This window comes from Corynebacterium hansenii, from assembly GCF_030408795.1.
GTDB lineage: Bacteria > Actinomycetota > Actinomycetes > Mycobacteriales > Mycobacteriaceae > Corynebacterium > Corynebacterium hansenii.
The window spans coordinates 2,047,065-2,071,917 of record NZ_CP047211.1 but is presented as its reverse complement, the minus strand read 5'-3'; the positions used below and the strand labels follow the sequence as shown (position 1 = coordinate 2,071,917).

Sequence of the window (24,853 nt, the reverse complement as noted above, 5' to 3'; positions counted from 1 at the left end):
GGCGGCCCCCGGAATTCCGGGGGCCGCCGGCGTTTCTCGCGTTTTGCGCGTGCGCGTCAGAGACGGTGGCGGTGATGGAGCGGTGGCGGTGGCTCAGTGGCGGTGACTCAGCGGCGGCGGGCGGGAAACCCCGCGCCGCCGCCGGCCGTCACCGTGAGAGACCCGCGCCGCCGCCGGCCGTCACCGTGAGAGACCCGCGCCGCCGCCGGCCGTCACCGTGAGAGACTCGGCTGCTGGCCGGTGCGGAGGCAGTTCTCGATGGCGTCACGGGCCGCCGGGGAGATGCCGTTGCCCTGCAGGAGGCGCTGCATGCGCTCGCGGCGGCGCAGCGCGCCCTGGCGCGGGGGAAGGCCCGGAGAGGGCTCCATCTGCGGTTCGACGGGCACGTCGAGGTCCCGGATCATGTTCGGGTCGTCGGTGATGCGGGCGGTGAAGTCCGTGGCGTCCTTCTCCTCGGACATGCCGATGGGCCCGAATCGCGAGCCGGCCAGGAACTGGCGGACGGCCGGCTTGTCGGAGGTGAGCAGAAGCTCGCGCGGCCCGAATTCCACGAGCTTGCGGGCGTAGAGCATGCCCAGGTTGTCCGGAACGCTCCGCGCGATGCCGATGTTGTGCGTCACGATGAGCACCGTCGCATCGGTCTGCGCGTTGATGTCGATGATCGTCTGCGAGAGGTTCGCGGTGCGCACGGGGTCCAGGCCGGACTCCGGCTCGTCGCACAGGATGATCTCCGGCTCGAGGACGAGGGCCCGCGCCAGGCCGGCGCGCTTGCGCATGCCGCCGGAGATCTGGCCCGGGAGCTTGTCCCAGGCGTCGGCCAGGCCGTTGATCTCCAGCTTCTCCATGACGATGGAGCGGATCTCGGTCTCGGTCTTGTTGGTGTGCTCGCGCAGCGGGAATGCCACGTTGTCGTAGAGGCTCATCGAGCCGAACAGTGCGCCGTCCTGGAAGAGGACGCCGAAGTAGCGGCGGATGTCGTAGAGGTGCCGCGGGGCGCATGTGGTCAGGTCGACGCCGCCGACGTAGATGTGCCCCTCGTCGGGCCGGATCAGGCCGAGCAGCACTTTGAGGAACACGGATTTGCCGGTGCCCGACGGGCCGAGCAGGGCGCTGACCTCCCCTGCGGGGAGGGTGAGGGACACATCTTCCCAGATGCTTTGCTTGCCAAAGGACTTTCCGAGGCCTTCGACGGAAACTTCGATGCCCATGCCGTGATTCCTTCGAGTTGGGGGAGGGGGGTGATGCAAAAAGCGTTGAAGTTTTGTATATCACATATGTGACAGCGATCACTTGTAAGATGAAAGAATCCACCCCCGCGAGTGATTTTTGCAACGCTGCAACGAAAGGTGTTGTAGTGTTGCGGACAGTGACGGGTTGAGCCGCTCACCAGGCTCCAACGATCGCCCGCATGAAACCCCGGAAGGATCTCATCCACATGAAACGAGCAGGATTGAAGGCGGAAGGTCTGTCGGATCTGCTGACCATGGTCGGCATGACGAACCAGGCGGCGAACCTCGTGATGCAGCTGGCCAACCCCGGAGTGGGGTACGGCGTCGCGGAAAGCCGCGTCACGTCGGGCAGCGCGTTCCACCGTCCCCTCAAGCGGACGCGCACCACGGCGATGTTCCTGGCCGTCGCCACCGACGGCACCAAGGAAGACATGGACTACTTCCGCGAGGTCGTCCGCGAGGTGCACTCGCACGTGCGGTCCAGGCCCGGCGGAAGCCCGGTCAAGTACTCGGCGAACAGCCCGGAGCTGCAGCTGTGGGTGGCCATGTGCCTCATGCGGTTCTACCTGGACCAGTGGCAGCTGCTCTACGGCGATCTCCCCGAGGACGTCCGTGACCGCATGATCCGCGAGGCCGCCCCGCTGGGCACCGCGCTGAACGTCCGCGAGTCGATGTGGCCGCAGTCCTACTCGGAGTACGTCGACCGCTGGAACGGGATGGTCGCCGACATGACCATCGACGAGCCGATCCGCGAGAAGCTGGAGGAGCTGGCCAGCCTGCGCTTCGTCAACGACGCGTGGGGGCCCATCGGCAAGCTGATCAGCTCGACCGCCGGGCCGCTGTACCGGTGGCTGACCATCGCGTCGACGCCCGCCGACATCCGCCACCTGATGGGCTGGGAGTGGACGGAGAAGGATGCGCGGCTGTACCGGGCGTTCCTCGTCCCGATGCGCATCGCCGACGCCATCACCCAGCCGTGGATGGGCAAGCTGTTCCAGCGCGTCATCCTCTGGGATCTGCGCTGGCACATGAAGCGCGGCAAGAACCCGCTGTGGGAGCTGCGGCTCGAGCCCGAGCGCGGCGTGCTCACCGAGAATCCGTCGATGCCCTCGTGCCCGTCGGGCATGCACCGCGTCGAGGCCGGCGACGCCCCCCGGTCCTAGCGGCCGGGGGAGCCCCGGCAGGGAGCCCCATGTGCCCGCGCGACGGTCGTCGCGCGGGCATTTTTCATGCCGGCTTCATGCCGGCTCGATCTCCGCTAGTCGCGGCCGTTCAGTGCCGCGAGTTCGTCGACGAGCTTCTGCAGCTCGCCGGCCCTGCCCTCGGCCGGGGTGAGCACGCCGTCGGGGTACTCGTCGCCGAGGTAGATGTTCACGGTGGCGTCGGCGGGCTTGAGCTTCACGTTGGCGGTGATGTCGCGCCAGTGCTTGATGGCCCGTTCGCCGCCGTGGAAGCCGTAGCCGACGAAGCCCACCGGCTTGTCCGCCCATTCCACGAAGAGAAGGTCGACGGCGTTCTTGAACGCCGCCGGGGGAGCGGCGTTGTACTCGGCGGTGACGAAGATGAATGCGTTGCACGCCGTGATCGCCTCGGCCCATTTGGTGGTCCGCGCGCTCTCGTACTTGCCGTTGGCCTGGCCCGGGATGATGGCCTCGGACACGAAGTCGAGGTCGAAGTCCGCGACCCTGAGGTCCGCGATCTCGATGTCGGTGCGGTCGGAGAGGTTCTCGACGACCCAGTCGCCGACGGCGGCGCCCACGTTGCCGGTGCGGGTGCTTCCGGTGATGATGCCGAGCTTCATGTGTGACGTGACCCTTCGCTAGTTGATGTCACGTCAACGGTATAGCTCCCTCGCCGCCCCCGCAATCGCTGCGCCGCTTGACGACGCCCCACGTCGGAGCCGGAAGCGGCGGGCGTCGTCAAGCACGGGGCGCAAGCCCCCGCAGTGCGGGAGGAAGACGCCGCTGCCGGGGCCCCGGGGACGTGCGGAAGCCCGCGCCGCCGGGACGGCGCGGTGGTGCGGAGACGGGGTCAGCGCTTGCGGCGCGAATCGGAACCCTTGGCCGTCGATTTGGCCGCCGGCTTGCGCCCGGGGCCGGGCTTGCGCGCGTCCCGGCGGCGCAGCAGCTTGCGGGGAGGGCGGCGCTCCGGCTGATCGGAGCGGTACTCCCGGATCTCGGCCTGGTCCACCCACTGCGGCGCCGAGCACGCGGCGTGGTCCAGCAGATTCGCCGGATCGTGGACGTAGGTGGTGGTCTTCTCGCCGGCCGCCATCAGCAGCTCCTCGAGCAGTTCCTTCGCCTTCGGCGCCAGCGACCGGACCTCCACCAGGTTGACGAACAACCCCGTGCCGGAGGCGGCGCCGCGGGTGACTTCGCGGTCGATGGCCTCGTAGGAGCAGAAATCGATGTCGCCGTACAGGCGCAGCAGCGTCGTGTCCTGAATGCCGTCCTCGTCGAAGTCGACCACCGCCCGATGGCGCAGCGCACCATGCGGGCGGCCCGTCACGCGCATCATGTGCAGGCCGAGCTCCGACGACGCCCGGTGGAAGAACGCGTTGCCCCGCACCGAATGGCCGTGCTCGTCCAGCCGCGGCGAAAACGACGCCAGCGACAGCTCGCCCGGGATGACGCCGAACAAGCCGCCGGACACCCCCGACTTTGCGGGCACGCCGACGTAGTTCATCCAGTTGCCGGCCGAGTCGTACATGCCCGACGTCGACATCACCGACAGGATCCACTGCACGGTCTCCTCGCGGAACACCCGGTCGCCGGTCACGGGATGCACGCCGCCGGTGGTCAGCGTCGCGCCGATGGTCGCCAGGTCGCACACGTTGAGCTTGATCGAGCACTGCCAGCTGTAGCCGTCGAAGACCTGCAGCGGATCGCACGTGATGGTCTCGGTGGAGCGCAGGAGGTTGGCGATGGCCCGATTGCGGAAGCCCGTGTCGCGCTCGCCCTCGCCGACCTCCCGGTCCGAGTCGAGGCGGCGGCCGGCCAGCCGCGACAGGCCGTCGAGGATGAGGTCGTCGGCGCGGCCGCCCACCTTTTCCTGCAGCAGGCCGTGGACCGTCAGCGCACCCGCGTTGATCATCGGGTTGACCGGGCGGCCGTTCGCATCCAAGGAGATCTCGTTGAAGGCGTCGCCGGAGGGCTCGACGCCCACGCGCTCGAGGACGGTGTCCAGGCCCAGCTCCTCGATGGCCAGGCCATAGACCAGCGGCTTGGAAATCGACTGGATGGTGAACTCGTGATCGACGTCGCCGAAGGCGTACAGGTCGCCCTCGGGGCTCATCACCGCCGTCGCCCACAGGTCCGGATCGACATCCGCCAGAGACGGGATGTACGAGGCGTTCTCGCCGTCGGTGACCGGGCGGCAGTCTTCGGTCAGGCGGTGGAGCGTCTCGCGGAAGGGTGAACGGATGTCAATCGGGTTCATGCGCCCCAGACTAACGGCCCCGGCGCAGGTATCCGCGCCGCGTCGCCGGACGACGGACGAACGACTGGGTATTGTCATCGACGACGTTTTCCGCCGAAAGGACCCACATGAACGACGACAACCGCCGGCATGGCGACGCCGGCCCCGAATCCGGATTCGGCGAGGGCACCGGCGGGGCCTCCGGCAGCGGTTACCCCGGCTACCCCGGGCATTCCGGCTATCCCGGGCACTCCGGCTACCCCGGTGCCGCCGGGGCGGCGGGTTCCACCGGTTCCGCAGGGCCGGCGGGTTCTGCCGGGGCGGCGGGGGCTCCGGGCGCTCACGGGACTCCCGGTGCGCCCCAGGGCGGCTGGTACGGGTCGGCCGGCAACGGCTGGAGCGATGGTCTCGACGGGGACGCCCCGACGCATCAGTTCGGCGGGCCCAATCCCTACGGCCGGACGGCGGATGGCGGCGAGAGGCCAGCGGCCGACGACTCGCAACCGCAGGCCCCGTACGGCGGCGCGCCGGCATCGGCGCAGCCCCAGGGTGACGGGCCCGCATCGGGCGGCGGCGCGTCGAAGGGGCTGCTGCTCGGCGGCATCGGCCTGGTCGCGGGTCTGCTGCTCGGCGGCCTCGGCGGCTACTTCGGGGCGTCCGCGACGCAGGCCGAGCCGACGCCGGTGACGGAAACGACGACGGCGACCACCACCATCGAGTCGACGGTCGAGGTCCCCGCGTCCGAGGAGCCCGCCCCGCCGGAGGGCGAGAACCCGGATGCCCCGAAGATCGAGGGTGACGGCATCTTCCAGGTGGGCACCGACGTCGAGCCCGGCACGTACCGGACCGAGGGGTCCGACTCGTGCTACTGGGCGCGGCTGTCCGGGACGTCCGGGAACTTCGAGGAGATCATCGCCAACAACTTCGGCGGCGGCCAGCAGATCGTGACCATCTCGGACACGGACGCCTCGTTCCAGACCACCGAATGCGGTACGTGGGTGAAGGACCAGTAAGAGGGCCCGACACCGGCTCGGGCAGGGGGCCGGGCACCGTCCGGAGTCCCGCCTCGCGCGCCTGATCCGCCGACCGGCCCATCACCGGAGTTCGACGCCGTGGCGGCCTTCCCGTTTTTCGGCGCGCCGCCGCAGCGCCATCGACGTGATCAGGCCGGTCATGCCGAGCGCCCACACGGCCACGATCGCCGCCCAGGCCACGCGGAAATCGGCCCATTGGTAGCCGTCGCCGCCGGACGAGGCGTCGAGAAGCACGCCGATGCCCTGCGCCGCCATCATCGCGGCCAGGAAGCCGCCCATGTTCGCCAGCCCCGTGCCGGTGGCCAGGGCGCGGCGGTCGACGGATTCGCGCACGGAGTCGAAGCCCAGGCTGGACGCCGAGGACAGCGCGGCCATGGCGATGTTCAGGGCGATGATCGCCGCCAACCCGCGCGGGGCGCCGGGCAGCAGGAACACCACCCACATGCCCATCAGCACAACGGAAATGACGACGGTCAGCGTGCCGCGCCGGGTCGCGAACCGCGCCGACGCCATGCCCATCAGCGGCCCGGCGGCCACCGCGGCGATGGTGTTGACCACCAGCACGCCGCCCGCCGTCGCCGGGTCGAGGCCCATGGCCAGCGTCATCAGGGGCATGCCCCACAGCAGCGTGAACGTGGCCTGGTGCATCAGCCCGACCCAGTGAGTGAAGAACCCCTGCCAGCACACCGGGTGCCGCAGCACGATCCCGAGCATTTCGCCCACGGTCGCGCGCGGCCCTTCGCTTGACGACGCCCCGGCGCGCGGCGAGTCATGCCCCTGGGGTTCGGCAGGGGCCTTGGGCACGTCGGCGATGGCGACGGCGGCGGCGATGCCCACCAGCGCGATGCCGGAGCCCAGTGCCAGGAACGACGCGGTCCATCCCTGCGCGTGGAGCAGCAGCAGGAAGGGCACGGCCGAGATGAACTGGCCGATCTGCCCGAGCCCGGCGGTGAGCTGGGTGAACAGCGGCGTGACCTTCAGCGGGAACCAGGCCGGCAGCAGGCGCATCGCCGACAGGAATGCGCTGGCGTCGCCGGCGCCGATGAGCACGCGGGCGAGGATGGCGATGGGGTAGGACGCCGTCAGCGCCAGGATGATCTGGCCGACGGCCATCACCAGCGCGCCGACGACCATCGTGCGCCGCGCGCCGAAGCGGTCGATGGCCAGGCCCACCGGGATCTGCGCCAGGGCGTAGACGCCGACCTGCACGGCGGTGAACACGGCCAGCCGCGAGGCGTCGACGCCGAACCGGTCGAGTGCCTCGACGCCGGCGACGCCGAAGGACGTCCGCCCGGTGATCGCGGCCAGGTACACGAGCACCGCCGCGGCCCACACGGTGAGGGCTCGGGCGGTGATTCGGCTGCGGGGATCGACGGTCATTCCCGGCAGTCTAGGCCCCGGGTGCCGCGCGTATCGTCGCGGGCATGAGACAACCGGACCGGGCCCCGTACGTCAGGGCGCTGCGCATCGCCGGCGTCGACGAGGCCTTCGGAGACGGCGGTCCCGGGGCGGGGGAGGACTGGGTGCTGCGGCTGCCCGTCGTCAAGCACCTGCGTGACCTGGGGGAACTGCCGCTGCCGACGCCCGTGACGCTCTTCGCCGGCGACAACGGGATGGGAAAGTCGACGCTGATGGAGGCCATCGCCCAGCTGGCCGGGTGCAATCCCGACGGCGGATCGCGGCACATGCGGTTCTCGGGGCTCGACGACGCCTCGCCGCTGCACCATGCGATGGGGCTGGTGCGGCGCCGCAATCCTCCCGACGCCTATTTTCTGCGGGCGGAAAGCCATCTGCGCCTGTTGCAGGAGATCGACGAGAAGCCGCCGGAGACCCCGATCTACGGGCCGGATGAGCTGCATCGGTTGTCGCACGGCGAATCGGTGTGGGCGATGGTGACTCATCGTTTCGCCGACGGCCTGTACCTGCTCGACGAGCCGGAGTCGGGGCTGTCGCCCGTGCGGCAGATGGCGCTGTTGGCGCAGATCGACGAGCTGGCGAAAGGCGGGGCGCAGTTCATCATCGCGACGCATTCGCCGATCCTCCTGGCGATCCCCGGCGCGACCATCTTCGAGCTGACGGAGGATGGCATCCGCGTCACGGAATGGGGTGACTGCGCTGCCGTGGCGGACATGCGCGAGTTCCTGGAGGCGCCCGATCAGACCGTTGCGTACCTGACCGCCGGTGAGGAGCCGGATGCCCCATGATCGGAGGCGCCGCCTGATGGGGACGATTCCCGTTTTCAAGTGTGCATTTCTGTCATAGGGTGGCCTAACCTGTGGGCATGGGGAACGACGCAGCAGGGCACGCGCATGGGCAGGGCCACGCACACGGCCACGATCACTCGCACGGTCATGACCACGACCACTCCCACGGCCACGATCACTCCCACGGGCTCTTCGGCGCCCACGAGCACGATCATTCGGGCACCGGGGTCGGCAGGCTGGCGCTGGCGTTCGGGCTGACGGCGACGATCCTGCTCGCGGAGGTCGTCGGCGGCATCATCGCCAATTCGCTGGCGCTGCTCGCCGACGCCGCGCACATGGCATCCGACGCGCTTGGCCTGCTGGTGGCGCTGGGGGCCGCCTGGATCGGATCGCGCCCGGCGACCCGCAGCGCGTCCTATGGTTTCCGCCGCGCGGAAGTCCTCGCCGCGCTGTTCAACGCCGTGCTGGTCGGCGCGGCGGGCGTGTGGATCCTCATCGAGGCGTTCCGCCGCTGGACCGAGCCGGTGGAAGTCGCCTCGGGGACGGTGCTGATCATCGCGGTGATCGGCCTGGCCGCCAACGTGATCGCGGCGGTGGTGCTCGCCGGCGGCGACAAGAGCAACATGAACGTGCGGGCGGCGCTGCTCCACGTGATGGTCGACGCCCTCGGGTCGGTGGGCGTGCTCGTCTCGGCGCTGGTGGTGCGGTGGACCGGATTCGCGCGCGCCGACATCGTCGCCGCGGTGCTCATCGCGGTGCTCGTGGTTCCGCAGGCGGTCGCGCTGATCCGCCGCGCGGGCACGGTGCTGCTGGAGCTGGCGCCTTCGGGGGTCGACGCCGGCGCGGTGGAGGAGTGGATGATCGCCCGGCCCGGCGTCCGCGACGTCCATGACCTGCACGTGTGGTCGATCCACGGCACCGATGCCTTGCTCACCGCGCACGTGACGGTCGAGGACGGCGTCGGCTTCGACGACGCCTGCTCGATCTTGTGCGACATGGAATCGGGCCTCGCCGGCGAATTCGGGATCGGCCACGCGACGCTGCAGCTGGAGACCGCCGCCCACCACGCGCACGAGCGCCCGCGCACCATCTGACACGCCGCCCGCATCGCCGCCCGAAACACCGCCCGAATCGCCGCCGCCGAGTGATTCGAAACACACGATCGGTGAAATACGTGTACACCCGAAGGTAACGCCCGAGGCTACCGAGGGGAGCGCACCATGAAGATCACCATCATCCGGGGCGACATCACGGAGGTGGAGGCCGATGCGGTGGTCAACGCCGCGAACTCCACGCTGCTCGGCGGAGGTGGCGTCGACGGCGCCATTCACCGGGCGGCCGGGCCGGGGCTGCTGGAGGACTGCCGCAAGCTGCGGGCGGATTCGCTTGGCGACGGCCTGCCGGCGGGAGGTGCCGCCATCACCCCGGCCCACGGCCTGCCCGCCAAATGGGTCATCCATGCCGTGGGGCCCAACAAGCATGCGGGTCAGAACGACGTCGCCGTGCTGGAGTCGGCGTTCCGCAGCGCCCTCGACGCGGCGGACCGGGTCGGAGCCCATGTGGTGGCCATGCCCGCGATCGGCGCGGGCGCCTACGGGTGGAGCGGGGAAGAGGTCGCCGGTGCGGCGCGCCGGGCGATCGAGTCGCGGAGCGAAGACACCCGCGATGACGTCGCCGAGGTGATCTTCGTGCTGTTCGGCGAGGACCTCGAGTCCGTCTTCCGCGCGGAGTTCGATGACTGGAATGCCCCGGGCGCGGGCGATGCGCCGACCGGGGGAAGCGATGGCGGACCCGGCGACGGGTGAGCCGACGAATCAGGAGGGATCCACGATGCGTTACGCGAAGGGTTTGACAAGCAAGGCGCCGAAGGCGGGATTCGCCGCGGCGTGCGCGCTGGCACTGGCGCTGGCGGGGTGCGGCGACGGCGGCGGGAGCGGGAACGGCGGCGAAGAGGTCGTGACCGAGACGACGACCGTCACCGGAACCGACGGCGCCGAGGGGAAGCCGAATCCGACGACGGAGACCGAGACGACCACGACCGGTGGCGGAGGGGGCTCGGGCGGCGATTGCGGCGTCGACCGGAATGCGCGGGTCATCTCCGACTCCATCAAGAAGGTGGACCCTCCGGCCTCGGGCGACCGCTGGGAACTCGAGTCGACCAACTTCGACCCGTGCGGCGAGTTGACGTACGCGCTGTTCCATCAGATGCCGCAGGGCAACGCGCAGTTCGCCACGAAGATCCTGATGTTCCACGACGGCGAGTACCTCGGCGTCGACGCCCTCAATCCGCAGCAGGGGTGGATCATCGGCGAGGGCGACGGATGGTTCGAGGTCGAGTACAAGGACTGGAAGGCCCTGGAGGAATCCGGCGAGCCCAACGCCGCGGCCCCGAAGTACACGACCAAGGTGAAGTTCACCTGGAGCGAGTCGGAAGGCAAGGTCGTCCTCGACGGCGAGCTGCCCAACCAGGACAGCTGACGGACCGCTGACGGCGGCGCCGGCGCGCGGCCGCCCGCCCCGCGCCCCGCTACTGCTTCTTCAGCACCTCGGCGATGAAGTCCGCGATGACCTCGCGGGAGATCTTCACGTCGATGACCAGGACGCCGGAGTCGTCCTCGGCGAGCATCTCGCGGACCCGCTCGAAGTCGGACATCTCCGCGACGGTGACGCCACGGGCACCGAGAGAGCGGCCGACGGCGGCGAAATCGATGTCGTCGATGACCATCGAGGCGGTGTCCAGGCCCTCGGCGCGGTACTGGTGCAGCTCCGCGCCGTAGGCGGCGTCGTTCATCACGATGACCGCGCCGCGGCGCACGGTCCGGAAAACCGTCTCCGCGTCGGACAGCGCCATCAGGCCGCCGCCGTCGCCGGTGACGAGCACGTTGAAATCGCCGGGGCGGGCGGCGGCGACGCCGATGGCCGTCGGAAAGCCGAGCCCGATGGTCTGGATCGCCGTGCCCACCAGCACCTGCGCCCGCGGATCCGGGCTGTTCAGGTACATGGGCACCCAGCCGAGGAAGTGGCCGCCGTCGGTGCACACGGTGCGCTGCGCGGGCAGGATGCGGTCCAGCTCGCGCAGGGCGGCGCGGGGGTCGAGGCGGCCGTCGGCGCCGCGCTCGTGGAACAGCTCCGGCTGCGTGGCGGGATCCTCGGCCGGGGGCAGCGCGCCGAGTTCGTCGCGCCACGTGCGCCGCGCGCCGGCGGACTCGCCGCCGTCGCGGGCGGCGAGCCGCTCCGCGACCATTTCGTCGAGCACCGGCAGAACGGGGCCAAGGTCGCACAGGATGCGCTCGTCGACGTCCCGGTTCGACGGGTGCTCCTCCAGCGTGAGGTGGATGACCGTCGCATCCGGGGCGAACAGCGAACCGCCGCGGGCCTGGAAGGCGTTGAAGCTGGCGCCGAGGACGAGCACGACGTCGGCGTCGCGGGCGATGGGCACGTGGGCGCGGTGCGTGAAGCCGCCGGCGGTGCCCATGCACCACTCGCCGCCGATGACGTTGCGCGCCATCGCCGAGTGCATGTGCAGCGCGCCGATGCGATCGCCGAGCGCGGCCACGCGGTCGGCCACCTTCGCGCGGACGACGCCGCGGCCCGACAGGATCAGCGGCCGGCGCGCGGAGGCCAGGGCGTCGGCGACGCCGGAAAGCTCGGCGCGCAGGGCATCGGACATCGGCCGCGTCGGGGTGGCGTGGGCCGGGCGCAGCAGCTCCGGGCGCGAGAGGACGTCGCCGCCGTCGACGAGCGGCGCGGTCTGCAGGTCGAAGGGCAGCAGCAGCACGACCGGCTCCTGGTGCGTCTGCGCCAGCGCGAACGCCGCGTGCGCGTCGGCTGCGGCGGTCTCCGGGGTGGGGGTGAAGTGGTCGATGCCCAGCGCGTCGAGCAGCGCGGCCTGGTCGAGGTCGAAGTGGCGGGCGCCGGCGGCGGGCGCGGCGCCGGTCACGTAGACCATGGGCACGCGGGCGGCCTTGGCCTCGGCGAGCGCCGTGATGGTGTTGGTGAAGCCCGCGCCGCAGGTCGTGGTGGCCACGGCGATGCCGCCGCCGGCGCGGAAGAACGCGTCCGCCGCGGCGACCGCGCCGGCTTCGTGGCGGGTGGCGGTGTACGGGAAGCCCGAGGCCGTCAAGTGGCTGACGACGTGCGAGTTGGCGTTGCCCACCAGGCCGAAGACGTGGTCGGCGCGGGCGAGGATGACGTCGGCGATGGCGGTCGACACCGTGGCGCCGGCGGCGGTGTCCACGGCGCGGGCGGAGGTGCGCTTCGCGGGGGACGTGGTCGCGTCGACGGCGACCGTGGCCCCGTGTCCGATTGTGTTGGATTCGGGGGTCGCGGTTTCGGCGGAATATCGCTGCACGGATGGTCTCCTTCGACGGCGGACGGGCGCTGCTGGCAAGTGCAGGGGCCGATTCTTGCCGATGTCGCTGGTACGCGAAAGGGGAAATTCCGAGATAACGGATTGATCACGCGTTTTGCCGAAACGTTGGGGGTGAAAAGCGGGGGTATATGGCGCTTTGGGACGGATTGGGCTGCGCGTTTCACGGGGGTGGTGCGAGGGGGTGAATATGGGATGGGGTGGGGGTAACGGGGGTGAAAAAGTGGCGCCCCGGCCGAGTGGCCGGGGCGCGGGAAGGCGGGCGTCGCAAAGCGATCCGGTGGTGCGGCGCAGTGCCGCACCGCCGGCCGGGGCGTGCCGGACCCTACTTCGTGGCGATGTTGTCCAGGATGAAATCCTTGACCGCGTCGACGTCGTTGGGCAGGTCCACCACGCGGCGCGGGGCGTCCATGATCCCCGCGAAACGCTCCGGCATCTCCGGCTCCGTGCCCGTCGCCTCCTTGATGGTGTCGGCGAACTTCACCGGCAGGGCCGTCTCCAGGCACACGATCGGCGTGGCCACCTGATCGCGCAGGCCCCGGGCGACGTGGATGCCGTCGGCGGTGTGCGGGTCGACCATGACGCCGAGGCGCTCCCAGCAGTCGCGGATCGTCTCGATGCGGTCGGCGTGGGTGGAGCGGCCCGACAGGAAGCCGTGCACGGACGACGCCTCGGGGAACGCCGGATCGCCGGTGAGCGTGAACCCGCCCTGCTTGACCTTGACGCCGAACTTCTCGGCAATCCGCTCCGCGTCGCGGCCGAGCAGGTCGAAGATGAACCGCTCGAAGTTCGAGGCGCGGGAGATGTCCATCGACGGGCTCGACGTCTCGTGGGTCTCCGCGGAGGTGCGCACGCGGTAGGCGCCGGTGCGGAAGAACTCGTCGAGGACGTCGTTTTCGTTGGTCGCGACGATCAGGCGGTCGATGGGCACGCCCATCGACTTGGCGATGTGCCCCGCGCAGACGTCGCCGAAGTTTCCGGTGGGCACCGAGAAACTGACTTCCTGGTCGTTCGTCTCGGTCATGCGGATCCAGGAGGACACGTAGTACACGATCTGCGCCATCAGGCGCGCCCAGTTGATCGAGTTGACCGCGCCGATGCGGTTGGCGGCCTTGTACTCCAGATCGCCGGACACGGCCTTGACCACGTCCTGGCAGTCGTCGAAGACGCCGTCGAGGGCGATGTTGTGGATGTTCGGGTCCTCGAGGCCGAACATCTGCGCCTGCTGGAACGGCGTCATGCGGCCCGCCGGGGTCAGCATGAACACCGAGATGCCGGTGCGGCCGCGCATGGCGTACTCGGCGGACGAACCGGTGTCGCCGGAGGTGGCGCCGAGGATGTTCAGCGTTTCGCCGCGGCGGCCGAGCTCGTACTCGAACAGCTCGCCGAGCAGCTGCATGGCCATGTCCTTGAACGCCGCGGTGGGGCCCATGGACAGGTGGCCGATGTGGAGGCCGTCCTCCAGCTCGGTGACGGGGACGATGTCCGGGTCGGAGAACTTCGGCGTGGTGTACGCGCGGGCGCAGATGGCCTTGAGGTCATCCGCCGGGATGTCGTCGACGAACAGCTGGAGCACCTCGGCGGCCAGGGCGGCGTAGCCCTCGTCGGCGAGGATGCCGCGCCAGCGCGTCAGCGTCGCGTCGTCGATCCGCGGGTACTCGACCGGCAGGTACAGGCCGCCGTCGGGCGCCAGCCCGCCGAGCAGGATGTCCGAGAACTTGGCCGGGGTTCGCTTCGGGTCGCGCGTCGAAATGTATTCCACGGGCCCAACCTTACTGAAGGGCCCGCTTGACGACGGCCACCGCCCGCACGTCACGCCCGGCTGTCCGGAAACGGCGCGACCCGCACCCACCGGGAGCGGTGATGGTGCGGGTCGAGGCGTCGCGGGCGGAGCGCCCGGTGCGTGCGTCAGCGCGCGTGGCGGCCGTCGCGGCCCTCGAGGCCGTCGGCGTCGATCTGCTCCTTGCGCACTTCCTCGGTGTGGGTCTCGGTGTCGCGCACGGTTTCCTTGTCCAGGCGAACCTTCTCCACGGGCACGGACTCCTTGGACACGTTGACGCGCTCCTCGTGGAGGGTCACCGAAGCCTCGTCTTCGCCGATGGCGGCGTCGCGGCCGGAGAGATCGCGGGCGTCGGCGTCGGTGATGGGCTCGCGCTCGACGCGGACCTCTTCGCGGGTGACGGGGACCTCGACGGTCTCGGTGTCGGTGACCACGTGCTTGCGCAGGCGGACCTCGCCGGTCTCCACGTTCTGCTTGTCGACGTTCAGGCGCTCCTCCGAGCGGATCATCGCGTCGTCGCCGGCGTGGTCGCGGTGGCCGTGATCCGGATGGTCGTGGACCTGGCCCGGGCGGCTCTCGGCGCGCTCGCCGGCGGCGCCGAGCCCGGCACCCGCACCCGCACCGGCACCGGCGGCGGCCTCGCGGCGGCCATGGTCGCGGTCGCGGCGGTCGTCGGAGGCGTAGCGCTCCTCGTCGCGGGCGTCGGTGAGGCGGTAGTGCTCGTAGATGCGGCGCTGATCCTCGGGGGTCAGGTGCTCGTCGGCGTCGAGGTTCGGCGCGTCCTTGATGCGGTCCTTGTCGAAGGCGAGCTTCAGCTCGTCGCCCGACAGACGGTGGCCGCGCATCGGGACCAGGCTGCTGGCCATTCCGAACAGCCCGTGGCCGACCTCGATGAAGGTGGGCTGGCCGGTGTTGTCGTCGACGAAAACTTCCTTGATCGAGCCCAGCTTGTCGCCGTTGCGGTCGTACGCGGTGGCGTTGAAGAGATCCTTGATGTTCTTCTCGGTGGTCATGTCGAGCTTCCTTCCGTTGACTGCTTTCACATCGCGGTCGCCGGGGTTTCGGCGGCCGCCGTATTCGTGCGGTCTGGCTCGGGCTCGTGCCCGTCCGGCCACCGCGGCGGCGGGGCCGGGGTGCGTCCCGCCGATCTCGGGTGACCGACATGAACCACGGTAAGGAAAATGACGTTCACGCACAGTGTGGGCGACCGTCCGAATGCGTGACGGATGGGATGTGCGTGGCATGTGAGGTCGCCCGTGTCTGAAACGTGATCCCCGCCACCATCGGCGAATGTCCAGGCAGGTCGAATGCTGCGGCCCGAAACGAGGTGAATGTCGTTGCCGGATGTATCAATCGGGTCACGATTCACCCGGGCGCCGGACCCGGAGACCGAATCGTCGTGAAGCGATGCCGTGGGCGTCGTCCAAGCCGTCCGTCATCGGCGGGGGACCGACCATCAGCGACGGCCCGATGACGCGCAGCGCCGGGGTCGCCGCGGCGAAACCGGCCATCGCCGCGACCTGGTCGGGGCGGCCCGTGATGAAGGCGATGTGGCAGGCGAGTTCGATGGCCGACGTCACGTGGGCGTCGGCATGCGCGCGCCTGGCCGCCGGTGTGTCGCCGGCCAGCGCGGCGTGGCGCAGGGCAATCGCCGCCGCCTGCACATTGGGCAGCAGCTCCCGGTAGTCGTCGTGGGTGGTGTACGGCCATTGGGTCGCCAGCGCGGCGCGCAGCACGGTCAGGCCGGTGGCGAATTGGGGATCGTCCGCGGCGAGGGCGTCGGCGTCGTCGAGCAGCGACAGCGCGCGGGACCGGGCTGCGGCATCGACCGCCGCAACCGCCCCCGCATGCGCGGCCTCGGCGGCCCGCGCGGTCAGGAGCGCCCGGTGCGCCCGCGTCGCCGCCCGTTCGGCGAGATCGAGGAACTGGCGTGCCGCCGTTCCGTGATCGCCCGACAGCCGCGCCGCCAACGCCGTGCCGGAGGCGGCTTCGGTCAGATACGTGCGGTGGATGGCCCCGGCGTGCTCGGCGGCCAATTCCAGGTAGTCGTAGGAGACGGCGGCCAGTGCGTCCTCGTCGACGCGCAGAGCGGCGATGGCGCGTTTCGCCTCCCGCAGCCGGGCCACTTGGTCCGGCAGGCCCGCGACGAGGGCCTCGGCCCGGGCCGCCGTGCGCGCGGCCGCCCGCGCATCGCCCGCCGCGGCCTCCGCCCCGGCGAGGCTCACCAGAGCGGGGCCCAGCAGCTCCGGGCGCTTGCGGCCGGCCCGCACCGCCTCCCGGTACGCGGCGATGGCGGAATGGGGGTCATGGCGGTCCCGGGCCAGATCGCCGGCGATGAGCAGCAGACGGATGCCGCGATCGTCGTTGCCGCCGTCCGTGCCCCCGCTCGAGCCGGCGGCCGCCTCTCCGGCGATGGCGATCAACCGCGCATGCTCCGCGTCGACGGCCTCCTTCTCGCCGATGTGGTGCAGCACCGCCAAGCGCGCCGACCGGAGGTCGAATTCGACGTCGGCGAACATGGCGCGCGGCAGCCCGGACCGCAGGCGGTGCCGTTCGAAGTGCGAGATCGCCGCATCGACGTGGGCCAGCGCGCCGGCACCGTCGCCGTCGAGCATGGCCACGTGCGAGTCGAACAGGCCCAGGCGCATCGAGGCGTCGTCGCTCACCGACTGGTCGATCCCGGGATCCGAATCGAACCCGGCGGCCATGCGCCGGGCGTCGCGCAGAAGCTCCCGCCACCCGGGTTCACCCCGTTCAAGCAGGCTTTCCGCGCGGGTGAGCAGAGCACGGAACCGGTGATGCGCGTCTAGGGTGGTCACGAAGGAAACGATTCCACGGAAAGGACGCGCGCGGTGGTCGATGTCGCCGTCGGGGGGAGGCCCCGGACGCTCGTGCTGGCGGAATGCTGGGCCCGTGCGGGGATCGACGCCCCGGCGCTGTGCAATAAGCAGGGTGTCCCGGTGGCGCGGGCGGTGAAGTGCCTCATCGACCCGCTGATCATCCGGCCGCGGTTGCGCCCGCACCTGGCGGCGCCGCTTCTCGATGCCTCCGCCGCCGCGGACCTCGCCGCCCTGCTCGAGGAGCACCGCGACCGGCTTTCCGACGCCTCGGCGTGGTTCGTGGAGCTGCGCCGCGCGCGGAGGCGCCGGGGCATCACCGACGGCAACGCCCAGGAGCTGTATTTTCCCCGCGCCCATGAGCTGGCGGTCATGCGGGGCGCGCCGGGCGGCCTCGCCGCGGAGGAGATCGCCGAGGTCTGCGACGGGGTGCTCACCGAGATCCACGACGCCGACATCACCGCCGCCGACGTCGCGGCGCATCTCGCCTCCCCGGGCGTCGGCCAGTCGATCGCGGCCGACTTCGACGAAGGGTGGGCGACCGGCGACGAGGCGACGACCGAACCGGACTTCGACGTCCTCGCCGACGAATTGTGGATGCTCCTCGACGAACCCGAATCGGCCGGCCCGTCGTGGGACGCCCTGCTGGAGACGGGGGAGTGCACGGCGGCCGGGCTCGCGATGCGGGTGCGCGGCGGTGTGGTCGCGGAGCTGCTGGCGGCGTTCGAGTCGCCGACGCCCGACATGGCCCTGGCCTCAGTCGATCCGGTCGCTCCGCCGCCGTTGACGGGCGACGGCGAGCACGTGCTCGAACGGTCGCTGGATTCGCGGTGCCGGTCCGCGCTGCGCCGCATCCGCGAGCATGGTGATGCGGCGCTCGTGGGCGATGTCGCGGCGCTGGTCGCCGACGAGGTCGCGCGCGTGTTGGCGCCGTTCGGCGTCGCCGGCATCGGCGCCCGCACCACGTTCGTCGCGGGCATCGCGGTGGCAGGCGGCCTGCAGCCCCTCAATCGGGGACTGCCGGAGGGCCCGCGCCTGATCAGGGAGCTGCAGGCGCGCCTGCGCAAGGAGGCGTACATCATGCACGTGCGCAGGCTGCTGGTGCAGGGCGGCGCCATCCACGCGCGGCAGGAAAAGGTCGTCGAGCAGCTGCGCGGCTTCCACGCGCCGTATCTCAACCGCCTCTGGCCGCGGTTGCACGGGCTCGACGTCCTCGGCCAGGAACCGATCGACGCCGACGGGGCGCGCGAGTTGCTGTCCGGCGTGACCCGCTCGGTCGTCTACGACCACCGGCAGCTCATCCGCACGGCATTGGAGGCCTCGGCATGACCGGATCACGCGATCTCCCCGCCGCGGCGTCCCTGTCGCACGCGGATGCGCTGCACGTGCTCGGCGATCCCGTGGCCGGGCCGCCGCCGCTGGTCCAGGTGGTCCAGGCCCGCGGGGCGGTCCTGGAATGGCTCGTCGGCGGGTCCCGCGTTCCGACGCTGACCGTCACCGACCCCGCCGCCTGCGATTGGCTGTGGCGGCTGATCGGGGAACGCGGGCACGCCGCCGTCGTGTCCGCCATGTCGGGGGAGCCGGGGCCCGCCCTGCCCGAGGGAGCGCCGGCGATGGCCGTCGACGTGGAATGGGAGCCCGAGCTGCTCGGCGACCTGCGCCGGCTGGCCCATGGCCATTGGCTGCGCGCGTGGTGGCCGGCCAGCCCGATCGACGGGGTGGCGGCTTTGGACGGCGTCCTGCTCCATGCGGAGCTCGCGGTCGCGGCCGCCGATCTGGACGACCTCCTGTCCGATGGCGCCGACGCCGTCGACGGGCCGGAGCTCGCCGGTCTGCGCGACCACGCGGAGGGCCTGCGCCGCAGGGCGGGGTCCGTCGATCCGGAAGTCCGCGACGTGGCGCTCGCCGCGCTCGAGTTGATCGAGGAACCGGCGCCCGAGCGCTCCGGCGGATGGCGGGACGACTATGCCCTCGTGGCCGGCGGGCGCGCGGACGCGGATGAGGACGCCGTCGCCTCCGGGACCGTCGCCCATGACTGGCACGGAGTGCCCGCGGGGACGCTGGATGCGTCGGAAAGCGCCGTGACCTGGGCCCTCGACGCAGCCGGGGCGGTGGAACTGACCGTGCGCGCCGCGGTCCTCGGCGGCGCCGACGCGTCGGGGATCCCCGTGTGGGCGACCGTCGGCGGGGTCGTGGCCACCGGCGAACTCGGCGCGGACGGCACGGCGGTGCTGCCCATCGCGATCGGCGCGGCCGAGGCGTGGGCGCTCGACGCCGACGACGTCGAGGTCCACGTGGGCCGGAGCGCGGGAGCGGCGAACGGAGACGATGACGACGCCGTCGAGCCCGAAACGGCCGCCGTGCGCGACCGGGTGCGGGCCTTCGCGGCGCGCCGCCTGGAACTCGCCCGCGGCGACGGGGGCACGGTGGACGAAGGGGCGCCGTTCGTCGTCGAAAAGCTCGCCGCCCGCCTGTCGCGGTGACGCGGGAATTCTCTGACCAGGGGATATGTGACTGCCGATCGCCGTTTTCGTGATCGGTAGGCCCCATGCGGGTCATACCTTCAGGTCACCGGCAACGCCAAGGGGGCCGGGAAAGACACCGGAAGACCACCTGGGCTCCGGCAGACCTGAGGAGAGAAAATGTCCCGCACCATCATCAAGTACGCCGCTTCCGCCGCCGCCGTCCTGGCCCTGGGCACCGGGCTCGTCGCCTGCTCCGGAGCCGGCGGTGACGCCGCCGAGAAGGCCCCGGGGGTCGACGCCTCCGGCAAGGCCGAGTGGTCGGTGTCCGTCGACGGCAAGCCCGTCGAGATCGCCGACGCCGCCGTGGTCTGCGCCGAGCAGGCCGGCAAGATGAACATCGCCATCGGCTCGCAGGACACCGCCGCCGCCACGGGCGTCAGCGCGGTCCTCGACGCCGGCAGCCTGGCGGTGGAGGCGGTCGGCCTGGGTTCGACCGAATCCGGCGAGGCGCTGGCCTACGCCCCGGGCGTGCCGGGCAACGAGGCGACCGCCACCAAGGACGGCAACACCTACCAGATCACCGGCAAGCTCACCGCCGCGGACATGAACAACCCGATGGCGGGCCCGAGCGAGAAGTCCTTCGAAATGAAGGTGGCCTGCCCGTAACCGGCGAGCCGCGGCCGACGCCGCGGCCACCACGGCACAGGATTGCCGCGACGTACCGCCCGCGAGCCCGCGCTCGGCGGGCTTCGCGCGTTTATGGTTTGACCATGCACAGGCTGACGTATGCCGAGGCGGTCAACGCCTACGTGGCGTGGCGGGTCGACGATGAGGCGCCCGGCCCGCACCCGACCCCCGCGGAGGCCGGCGCGCGGGGCATCCCCGTTCCCGGGCACCCGGCGGCGATCCGCGTGACCGCGCCGACACTCGGGCTCATCCGCGATTCGTTGGACCGCTCGCTGCCCGATCCGGTCGGCGGCGAATCCGAGGAGCAGGCGGTGCGGCGCTGCCTGCGCGACGGCGCCTTCCGGTCGCCGGAGGACACCGCCACCTATTTCTCGCAGCTCGCCGACGTGCTCCTGCCGCCCGGGCTGCCGGCCCTGCTGCCCGGCCATGGGCGGCTGGTCATCGAGCCGAGCCCGTCGCTGGCCCGCATCCCGTGGTCGGCGCTGCGGGTGGGGCCGCGGCGGCGGATGCTCGGCGAGCTCGTCGACGTCGTCATCGGCGTGCCGGCGTCCATCGCGGACCGGACCCGCGAGCCGCACGACGGCGACGGGGAGCTCGTGGCCATGGACCCGTCCGTTCCGGGGATGCGCCCGGTGCTGGGGAGGCCTTCCGGCCCGGGCGGGGAAGGGCCGCGCCTGGACAGGCAGTGGCTTTACGACGGCAGTGCGGCGGCGTCGTCGTTCCTGTTCGTCGGGCACGTCTCCGCCGCGGGCGAGGAGAAGGCGTCGGGTGAATCCACGGCCATGCACCTGACCGAGCCCGTCACCGCCGGGGATCTGCTGCGCGACGGGTGGCGGGCGCCTCGGCGCGTCGGGGTGATCGGTTGCGGGGCCGGCACCGACTTGCGCCACCCCGAACCGTTCGGCCTGGCCATGGCGGCGGTGGCGTGCGGTGCGGAACTGGTCGCCGCGAGCACGTGGACCCTGCCGACGCACGCGGCCCTGGGGGAGTTCGCCGGTGGGGCAGAGGGGTCCGCCAGCGCGGGCGGGTTCGGCGGTGCCGGCGGGTTCGGTGGTGCAGATGGTGGCGCGGAGCGCGATCTCGGGGGCCGCAATCCGCTGCGGGAATTCGCCGACGCGATGGCGGAGGCTTTCCGCAGCGCGGACCCGGCCAGGCACCTGCTGGATTGGCAGGTGGAGCGGGCCCGGGCCTGGGACGCGAAGGGGCATCCGGCGGACAATCCCGCGGTGTGGGCGTCGCTGGCGGTGTTCGCGCGCGATCGTTGACGTGGCGCCTGCGCGGCGCCGGTGCGGCACCGGGCCGGTTGGGTGAAGCGGTGGGCCGGTGCCGTCGTCGTCACGCGTCCGAGACGGGGTTGCGCCGGGCCGCACGCGCCGCGAGGTGCAGCGAGGCGGTCGCGGTGACGGCGCAGACGAGCATGACAGCGGCCATGGCGACGGGCTGCGACATGCCGGCGGCGGCCGCCGCGCCCACGAGCGGGCTGAGCAGACCGGCGACGATGAACTGGCCCGAGCCCATGAACGCCGACGCGGAACCGGCGATGCCGGTGGCCCGCGACAGCGCCAGCGCCGAGTTGTTCGGCATGTTCACGCCCATCGAGGCGACGGTGACGAAGAGGAGGGGAAGGATGACGGGGGCGGGGGCGTCGTAAAGCGTCGCCGCCACCAGCCCCGCCACCGCCGCGAGCAGCACCGCATTGCCGGCCACGGCGATGCGCAGCGGGCCCACCCGGCGCACGATGCGCGCGTTGATCAGCCCGACGACGAACAGGCCCGAGGTGTTCGCCGCGAAAATGGCGGAGTACTGGACCGGGGTGAACCCGAAGTGCTCCTGGAGCACGTACGCCGACGCCGCGACATAGGCGAACATCGTGCCGAAGGACGCGATGAACGCCACCGTGAACCCGACGTAGGCGCCGTCGGAGAACAGGGCGCGCGCTCCGGCGAGCATCGGGGCGAAGCCGGAGGCCTTGCGGCGCTCCGCGGGCAGGGTCTCCGGGACCGCGAAGTACACGCCGGCGAGGATCACCGCGTTGACGGCGACGAGCACCCAGAAAATGCCGCGCCAGCCGACCGGCTCGACCAGCAGGCCGCCGATGATGGGCCCGAGCACCGGCGCGATGCCGCCGAGCAGCATGAGGATGGAGAAGATCCGGGCGACGTCGGGGCCGCGCACCAGGTCCACGACGGCGGCGCGGGCCAGTACGACGGCGGTGCCGCCGGCGAGGCCCTGCACCAGGCGGGCCAGGTAGAAGGTCCAGATGCCGGGGGCCAGGGCCGCGGCGGCCGTGGCGGCCAGCAGACCCGCGGCGCCGATGAGGAACAGACCGCGGCGGCCGCGGGAATCGGAGACGGGTCCGGCGACGAGCTGTCCCGCCGCCATGCCGGCCAGGAAGAAGGTTATGGTCAGCTGTGCCGCGGCCTGGTCGATGCCGAACTCCCGGCCCAGCTGCGGCAGGCCGGCCAGGTACATGTTGATGGACATCGGCTCCGCGGCCGTGGTGAGCGCGAGAACGCCCAGCAGCAGTGGCGGGATGAGGCCGCGGATCGGCGAGCGCGTGGCCGTGGCCGTGGCGGGGGCGGCGGACATGAGGGGACCTCCGGGAACGGGTATGGCCGCGCCCGATGGCGCGGCCCAATAGTTGACGTGGCAACTATAGCCCATATCCCCCTGGGGGTATCAAAGGGGTGCGGCGCCGGATCCATCTGGATGGCCGGCGCCGCGGGGTTCGCTCAGAGGTGCGTGAGCTCGCTTCGGGCGTGCTCGACTCCGCTTACATGTACTTCGCGGAGAAGCCGCCGTCCTCGTCCTGCGTCCACTGGATCTTGCCCTTGGTGAACGTCTGCTCCCAGCCGCCCTCGATCTCGGTCTCGGCGTTGGTGGGCAGGCCCACCTTGTTGCCCAGCGCGCCGTCTTCCTTCCAGGTCTCGGCGATCTTGCCGATGATCGGGTGGGCGCCGCCGTCCGGCGAGGACGCGACCCAGCCGTTCTCGAACTCGGCGAGCATGTTGTCGCCGGCCTTCTGGGCCGACTTGAAGCCGCCCAGGTTCGCGGCCTCGGCGGCCTGCGTGATCTCGGCCGGGACGTCGCCCTCGGCGACGTCCTCGGTCTCGACGTCGGCCTCGCCCTCCTTGCCGTCGGCGTTCTCGCTCGCGGGGGCGCTGCTCGCGCCGTCGTTGCCGGCGGTGGCGTCGTCGACGGCCGACGACACGGCGTCGGTGGCCTTCGAGGCGTTGTCCTTGGCTTCATCGGTGGAGCAGGCGGCCGCCCCAAGCATCAGCGTCGCGCCGAAGATGGCGGCGGTGGCGCGGGTCATGGTGGTCTTGCGCATTTCGGACTCCTGAATTGTCGTGGGTGACGTCGGGGCTCCAGTGCGTGGCGACGGCAACCGTCCAACCGGCATCGCCGTCGGGGCTGCAAAGTTGCTCCCACCTCATGGTGTACGACGTGCACGCCATGTGCAAGAGATCGTGTGCACAACGAATCCTTTTCGTTACCGCTTCGTGTCCCCGCCGACATGCGGCGCATCGGCCGGGGCATCCGCGATCGCGCGGTCGTAGGCGCCGACGACCTCCCGGATGAACCGGTCGCGACCCCGGTCGCGGGCGCTGTCGCGGGCCTTCGCGGACATCCGATCCCGCAGGTCGGGGTCCGTGAGCAGAGCGGACATGACTTCCCGGAAGTCCTCCGGGCCCCGGTACCGGTGGCCGTTGACGCCGTCGGCGATGACGCCCCGGAACGCCTCGTCGTCGGGGCACACGGCCGGCACCCCGGAGGAGAGGGCCTCCAGGCAAGTCAGGCCCTGCGTTTCGCTTCTCGACGACGTGACGAACACGTCGCCCAGCCCGTAGCAGCGGTGGACTTCGTCGGCCGGGACGGCGCCGATGATGTGCACGCGGTCGGACACCCCGAGCCGGGCCGCGTATTCGCGCAGCCGACCGGCGTCGGGGCCGTCGCCGACGACGAGCCACTGCCAGGGAGTGTTCTCCAGCCCCACCAGCAGATCGAGGGTTTCGGGAAGGTTCTTCTCGGCGGCGAGGCGGCCGACGGTGAGGACGGTCGGCGTCGCGGGATCCAGTCCCAGCTCGGACATGCGGGCGGCCCGCGCCGCGGGATCGCGGCGGTCGTCGTCGGGGCGGAACCGGTCGAGGTCGACGCCGGTGCCCACGACTTCCAGCGGGTTGGTGACCCCGTAGCCGCGCAGGAGATCGGCGACCTTCTCGGTCGGTGCGATGACGCGGTCGGTGCGCCGCAGCCGATCCCGGGTGAATGCCCTGGTCATGGCGCGGCCCACGCGGCGGCTGGGACAGAAGTAATGCGTGTAGTCCTCGTATGCCGTGTGGTACGTGTGCACGTGCGGCACCGAGGCCCGGCGGGAAACGGACCGGGCCCACAGGAACGCCGGGAATTCGGTGTGGCTGTGGACGACGTCGGGCGCCCATTTTTCGATGTGCCTCCGCACGCGGCGCCCGGAGGGGCGGCCGATGCGGGCATGCGGGTAGACGGCGCCCGCCGGGAGCGAACCCATCCGGTAGACGCCGTCGCGGAAGCTCGTGGCCAGGGAATCTCCGACGGTGAGCACGCGCACGTCATGGCCGGCTGCGGCCAACCCGTCGCGGAGATCGGAGACGGACCGGACGACGCCGTTGATCGTCGGGGACCAGCAATCGCTCAAGAGGAGCACCCGAAGGGATCGGGTGCCCTCGGCGGCGCGGACGGACTGCATGGGTCGATTGTGGGGCACCGGGCGGCCGTTGTCACGGCGAGTACGACATTCCTTCCGGGTGAACGGAATTGTCCCCCGATCAGGTGTCGGCCGACGGCTCATTTC

Annotated in this window: 21 protein-coding genes; 10 read left to right on the top strand and 11 right to left on the bottom strand. The window is 71.3% G+C overall.

The features are described 5' to 3' along the window. Nucleotides 1-212: 212 nt before the first annotated feature. Entirely contained in the window at nucleotides 213-1,208 is a 996-nt protein-coding gene (locus CHAN_RS09075; protein ID WP_290288957.1) for an ABC transporter ATP-binding protein, read from the bottom strand. A gap of 227 nt (nucleotides 1,209-1,435) precedes the next feature. Here CHAN_RS09075 and CHAN_RS09070 point away from each other — a divergent pair, with 227 nt between their 5' ends. Continuing rightward, nucleotides 1,436-2,392, top strand: coding sequence for an oxygenase MpaB family protein (locus tag CHAN_RS09070; RefSeq protein WP_290288955.1), 957 nt, complete (start codon nucleotides 1,436-1,438; stop codon nucleotides 2,390-2,392). Nucleotides 2,393-2,487: 95 nt separating this feature from the next. On the opposite strand, the gene CHAN_RS09065 is transcribed toward CHAN_RS09070, so the two are convergent. Both CHAN_RS09065 and glsA read right to left on the bottom strand, forming a co-directional pair. Then, a complete protein-coding gene (locus CHAN_RS09065) occupies nucleotides 2,488-3,030 on the bottom strand; it encodes an NADPH-dependent FMN reductase (RefSeq protein WP_290288953.1) in 543 nt (180 codons plus the stop codon). 230 nt (nucleotides 3,031-3,260) lie between these two features. Continuing rightward, complete coding sequence (gene glsA, locus CHAN_RS09060; RefSeq protein WP_053088093.1) at nucleotides 3,261-4,667, bottom strand: glutaminase A; 1,407 nt, start codon at nucleotides 4,665-4,667, stop codon at nucleotides 3,261-3,263. A 107-nt stretch (nucleotides 4,668-4,774) separates the two neighbouring features. Between glsA and CHAN_RS09055 the strand changes: the two genes are divergently transcribed. Further along, nucleotides 4,775-5,659 (top strand): Rv1352/Rv1906c domain-containing protein, encoded by an 885-nt coding sequence (locus tag CHAN_RS09055; RefSeq protein ID WP_290288949.1) that lies wholly within the window; start codon nucleotides 4,775-4,777, stop codon nucleotides 5,657-5,659. Between the two features lie 81 nt (nucleotides 5,660-5,740). Here the strand turns inward: CHAN_RS09055 and CHAN_RS09050 are convergent, their stop codons facing one another. Next, nucleotides 5,741-7,060, bottom strand: a complete 1,320-nt coding sequence (locus CHAN_RS09050) for an MFS transporter (protein ID WP_290288947.1) — start codon at nucleotides 7,058-7,060, stop codon at nucleotides 5,741-5,743. A gap of 44 nt (nucleotides 7,061-7,104) precedes the next feature. Between CHAN_RS09050 and CHAN_RS09045 the strand changes: the two genes are divergently transcribed. The 4 genes from CHAN_RS09045 to CHAN_RS09030 all read left to right on the top strand — a co-directional run bounded on the left by CHAN_RS09045 (nucleotide 7,105) and on the right by CHAN_RS09030 (nucleotide 10,362). Beyond that, nucleotides 7,105-7,884, top strand: a complete 780-nt coding sequence (locus tag CHAN_RS09045) for an AAA family ATPase (protein WP_290288945.1) — start codon at nucleotides 7,105-7,107, stop codon at nucleotides 7,882-7,884. 77 nt (nucleotides 7,885-7,961) lie between these two features. Further along, nucleotides 7,962-8,978 (top strand): cation diffusion facilitator family transporter, encoded by a 1,017-nt coding sequence (locus CHAN_RS09040; protein ID WP_290288943.1) that lies wholly within the window; start codon nucleotides 7,962-7,964, stop codon nucleotides 8,976-8,978. A 126-nt stretch (nucleotides 8,979-9,104) separates the two neighbouring features. Continuing rightward, nucleotides 9,105-9,689, top strand: coding sequence for an O-acetyl-ADP-ribose deacetylase (locus CHAN_RS09035; RefSeq protein WP_290288941.1), 585 nt, complete (start codon nucleotides 9,105-9,107; stop codon nucleotides 9,687-9,689). Nucleotides 9,690-9,714: 25 nt separating this feature from the next. Beyond that, entirely contained in the window at nucleotides 9,715-10,362 is a 648-nt protein-coding gene (locus CHAN_RS09030) for an LppP/LprE family lipoprotein (protein ID WP_153251508.1), read from the top strand. Between the two features lie 49 nt (nucleotides 10,363-10,411). Here CHAN_RS09030 and CHAN_RS09025 read toward each other — a convergent pair whose 3' ends face one another. From CHAN_RS09025 to CHAN_RS09010, 4 genes are all read right to left on the bottom strand, one after another. Then, complete coding sequence (locus CHAN_RS09025) at nucleotides 10,412-12,235, bottom strand: thiamine pyrophosphate-binding protein (protein WP_290288937.1); 1,824 nt, start codon at nucleotides 12,233-12,235, stop codon at nucleotides 10,412-10,414. 343 nt (nucleotides 12,236-12,578) lie between these two features. After that, nucleotides 12,579-14,015 carry a threonine synthase gene (thrC, locus tag CHAN_RS09020; RefSeq protein ID WP_048741831.1) on the bottom strand — a complete coding sequence of 479 codons (1,437 nt, stop codon included), beginning with the start codon at nucleotides 14,013-14,015 and terminating at the stop codon, nucleotides 12,579-12,581. Nucleotides 14,016-14,161: 146 nt separating this feature from the next. Beyond that, a complete protein-coding gene (locus CHAN_RS09015) occupies nucleotides 14,162-15,046 on the bottom strand; it encodes a PRC and DUF2382 domain-containing protein (RefSeq protein ID WP_290288934.1) in 885 nt (294 codons plus the stop codon). Between the two features lie 345 nt (nucleotides 15,047-15,391). Beyond that, on the bottom strand, nucleotides 15,392-16,852 hold the full coding sequence (locus CHAN_RS09010) for a hypothetical protein (protein ID WP_290288932.1): 1,461 nt from the start codon (nucleotides 16,850-16,852) through the stop codon (nucleotides 15,392-15,394). A 33-nt stretch (nucleotides 16,853-16,885) separates the two neighbouring features. Here CHAN_RS09010 and CHAN_RS09005 point away from each other — a divergent pair, with 33 nt between their 5' ends. The 4 genes from CHAN_RS09005 to CHAN_RS08990 all read left to right on the top strand — a co-directional run bounded on the left by CHAN_RS09005 (nucleotide 16,886) and on the right by CHAN_RS08990 (nucleotide 21,287). Further along, nucleotides 16,886-18,199 (top strand): hypothetical protein, encoded by a 1,314-nt coding sequence (locus CHAN_RS09005; RefSeq protein ID WP_290288931.1) that lies wholly within the window; start codon nucleotides 16,886-16,888, stop codon nucleotides 18,197-18,199. Continuing rightward, complete coding sequence (locus CHAN_RS09000) at nucleotides 18,196-19,353, top strand: hypothetical protein (RefSeq protein WP_290288929.1); 1,158 nt, start codon at nucleotides 18,196-18,198, stop codon at nucleotides 19,351-19,353. Before CHAN_RS09005 ends, CHAN_RS09000 begins: the two co-directional genes overlap by 4 nt. A gap of 159 nt (nucleotides 19,354-19,512) precedes the next feature. Then, nucleotides 19,513-20,001: a lipoprotein LpqH gene (locus tag CHAN_RS08995; protein ID WP_290288926.1), complete on the top strand. Its 489-nt coding sequence runs from the start codon at nucleotides 19,513-19,515 to the stop codon at nucleotides 19,999-20,001. A gap of 104 nt (nucleotides 20,002-20,105) precedes the next feature. Continuing rightward, nucleotides 20,106-21,287, top strand: a complete 1,182-nt coding sequence (locus CHAN_RS08990; protein ID WP_290288925.1) for a CHAT domain-containing protein — start codon at nucleotides 20,106-20,108, stop codon at nucleotides 21,285-21,287. A gap of 70 nt (nucleotides 21,288-21,357) precedes the next feature. Here the strand turns inward: CHAN_RS08990 and CHAN_RS08985 are convergent, their stop codons facing one another. The 3 genes from CHAN_RS08985 to CHAN_RS08975 all read right to left on the bottom strand — a co-directional run bounded on the left by CHAN_RS08985 (nucleotide 21,358) and on the right by CHAN_RS08975 (nucleotide 24,748). After that, nucleotides 21,358-22,611 carry a multidrug effflux MFS transporter gene (locus CHAN_RS08985; RefSeq protein WP_290288923.1) on the bottom strand — a complete coding sequence of 418 codons (1,254 nt, stop codon included), beginning with the start codon at nucleotides 22,609-22,611 and terminating at the stop codon, nucleotides 21,358-21,360. 184 nt (nucleotides 22,612-22,795) lie between these two features. Continuing rightward, a complete protein-coding gene (locus CHAN_RS08980; RefSeq protein WP_048741853.1) occupies nucleotides 22,796-23,353 on the bottom strand; it encodes an LGFP repeat-containing protein in 558 nt (185 codons plus the stop codon). Between the two features lie 162 nt (nucleotides 23,354-23,515). Further along, on the bottom strand, nucleotides 23,516-24,748 hold the full coding sequence (locus CHAN_RS08975; RefSeq protein ID WP_053088096.1) for a glycosyltransferase: 1,233 nt from the start codon (nucleotides 24,746-24,748) through the stop codon (nucleotides 23,516-23,518). Between the last annotated feature and the right edge of the window lie 105 nt (nucleotides 24,749-24,853).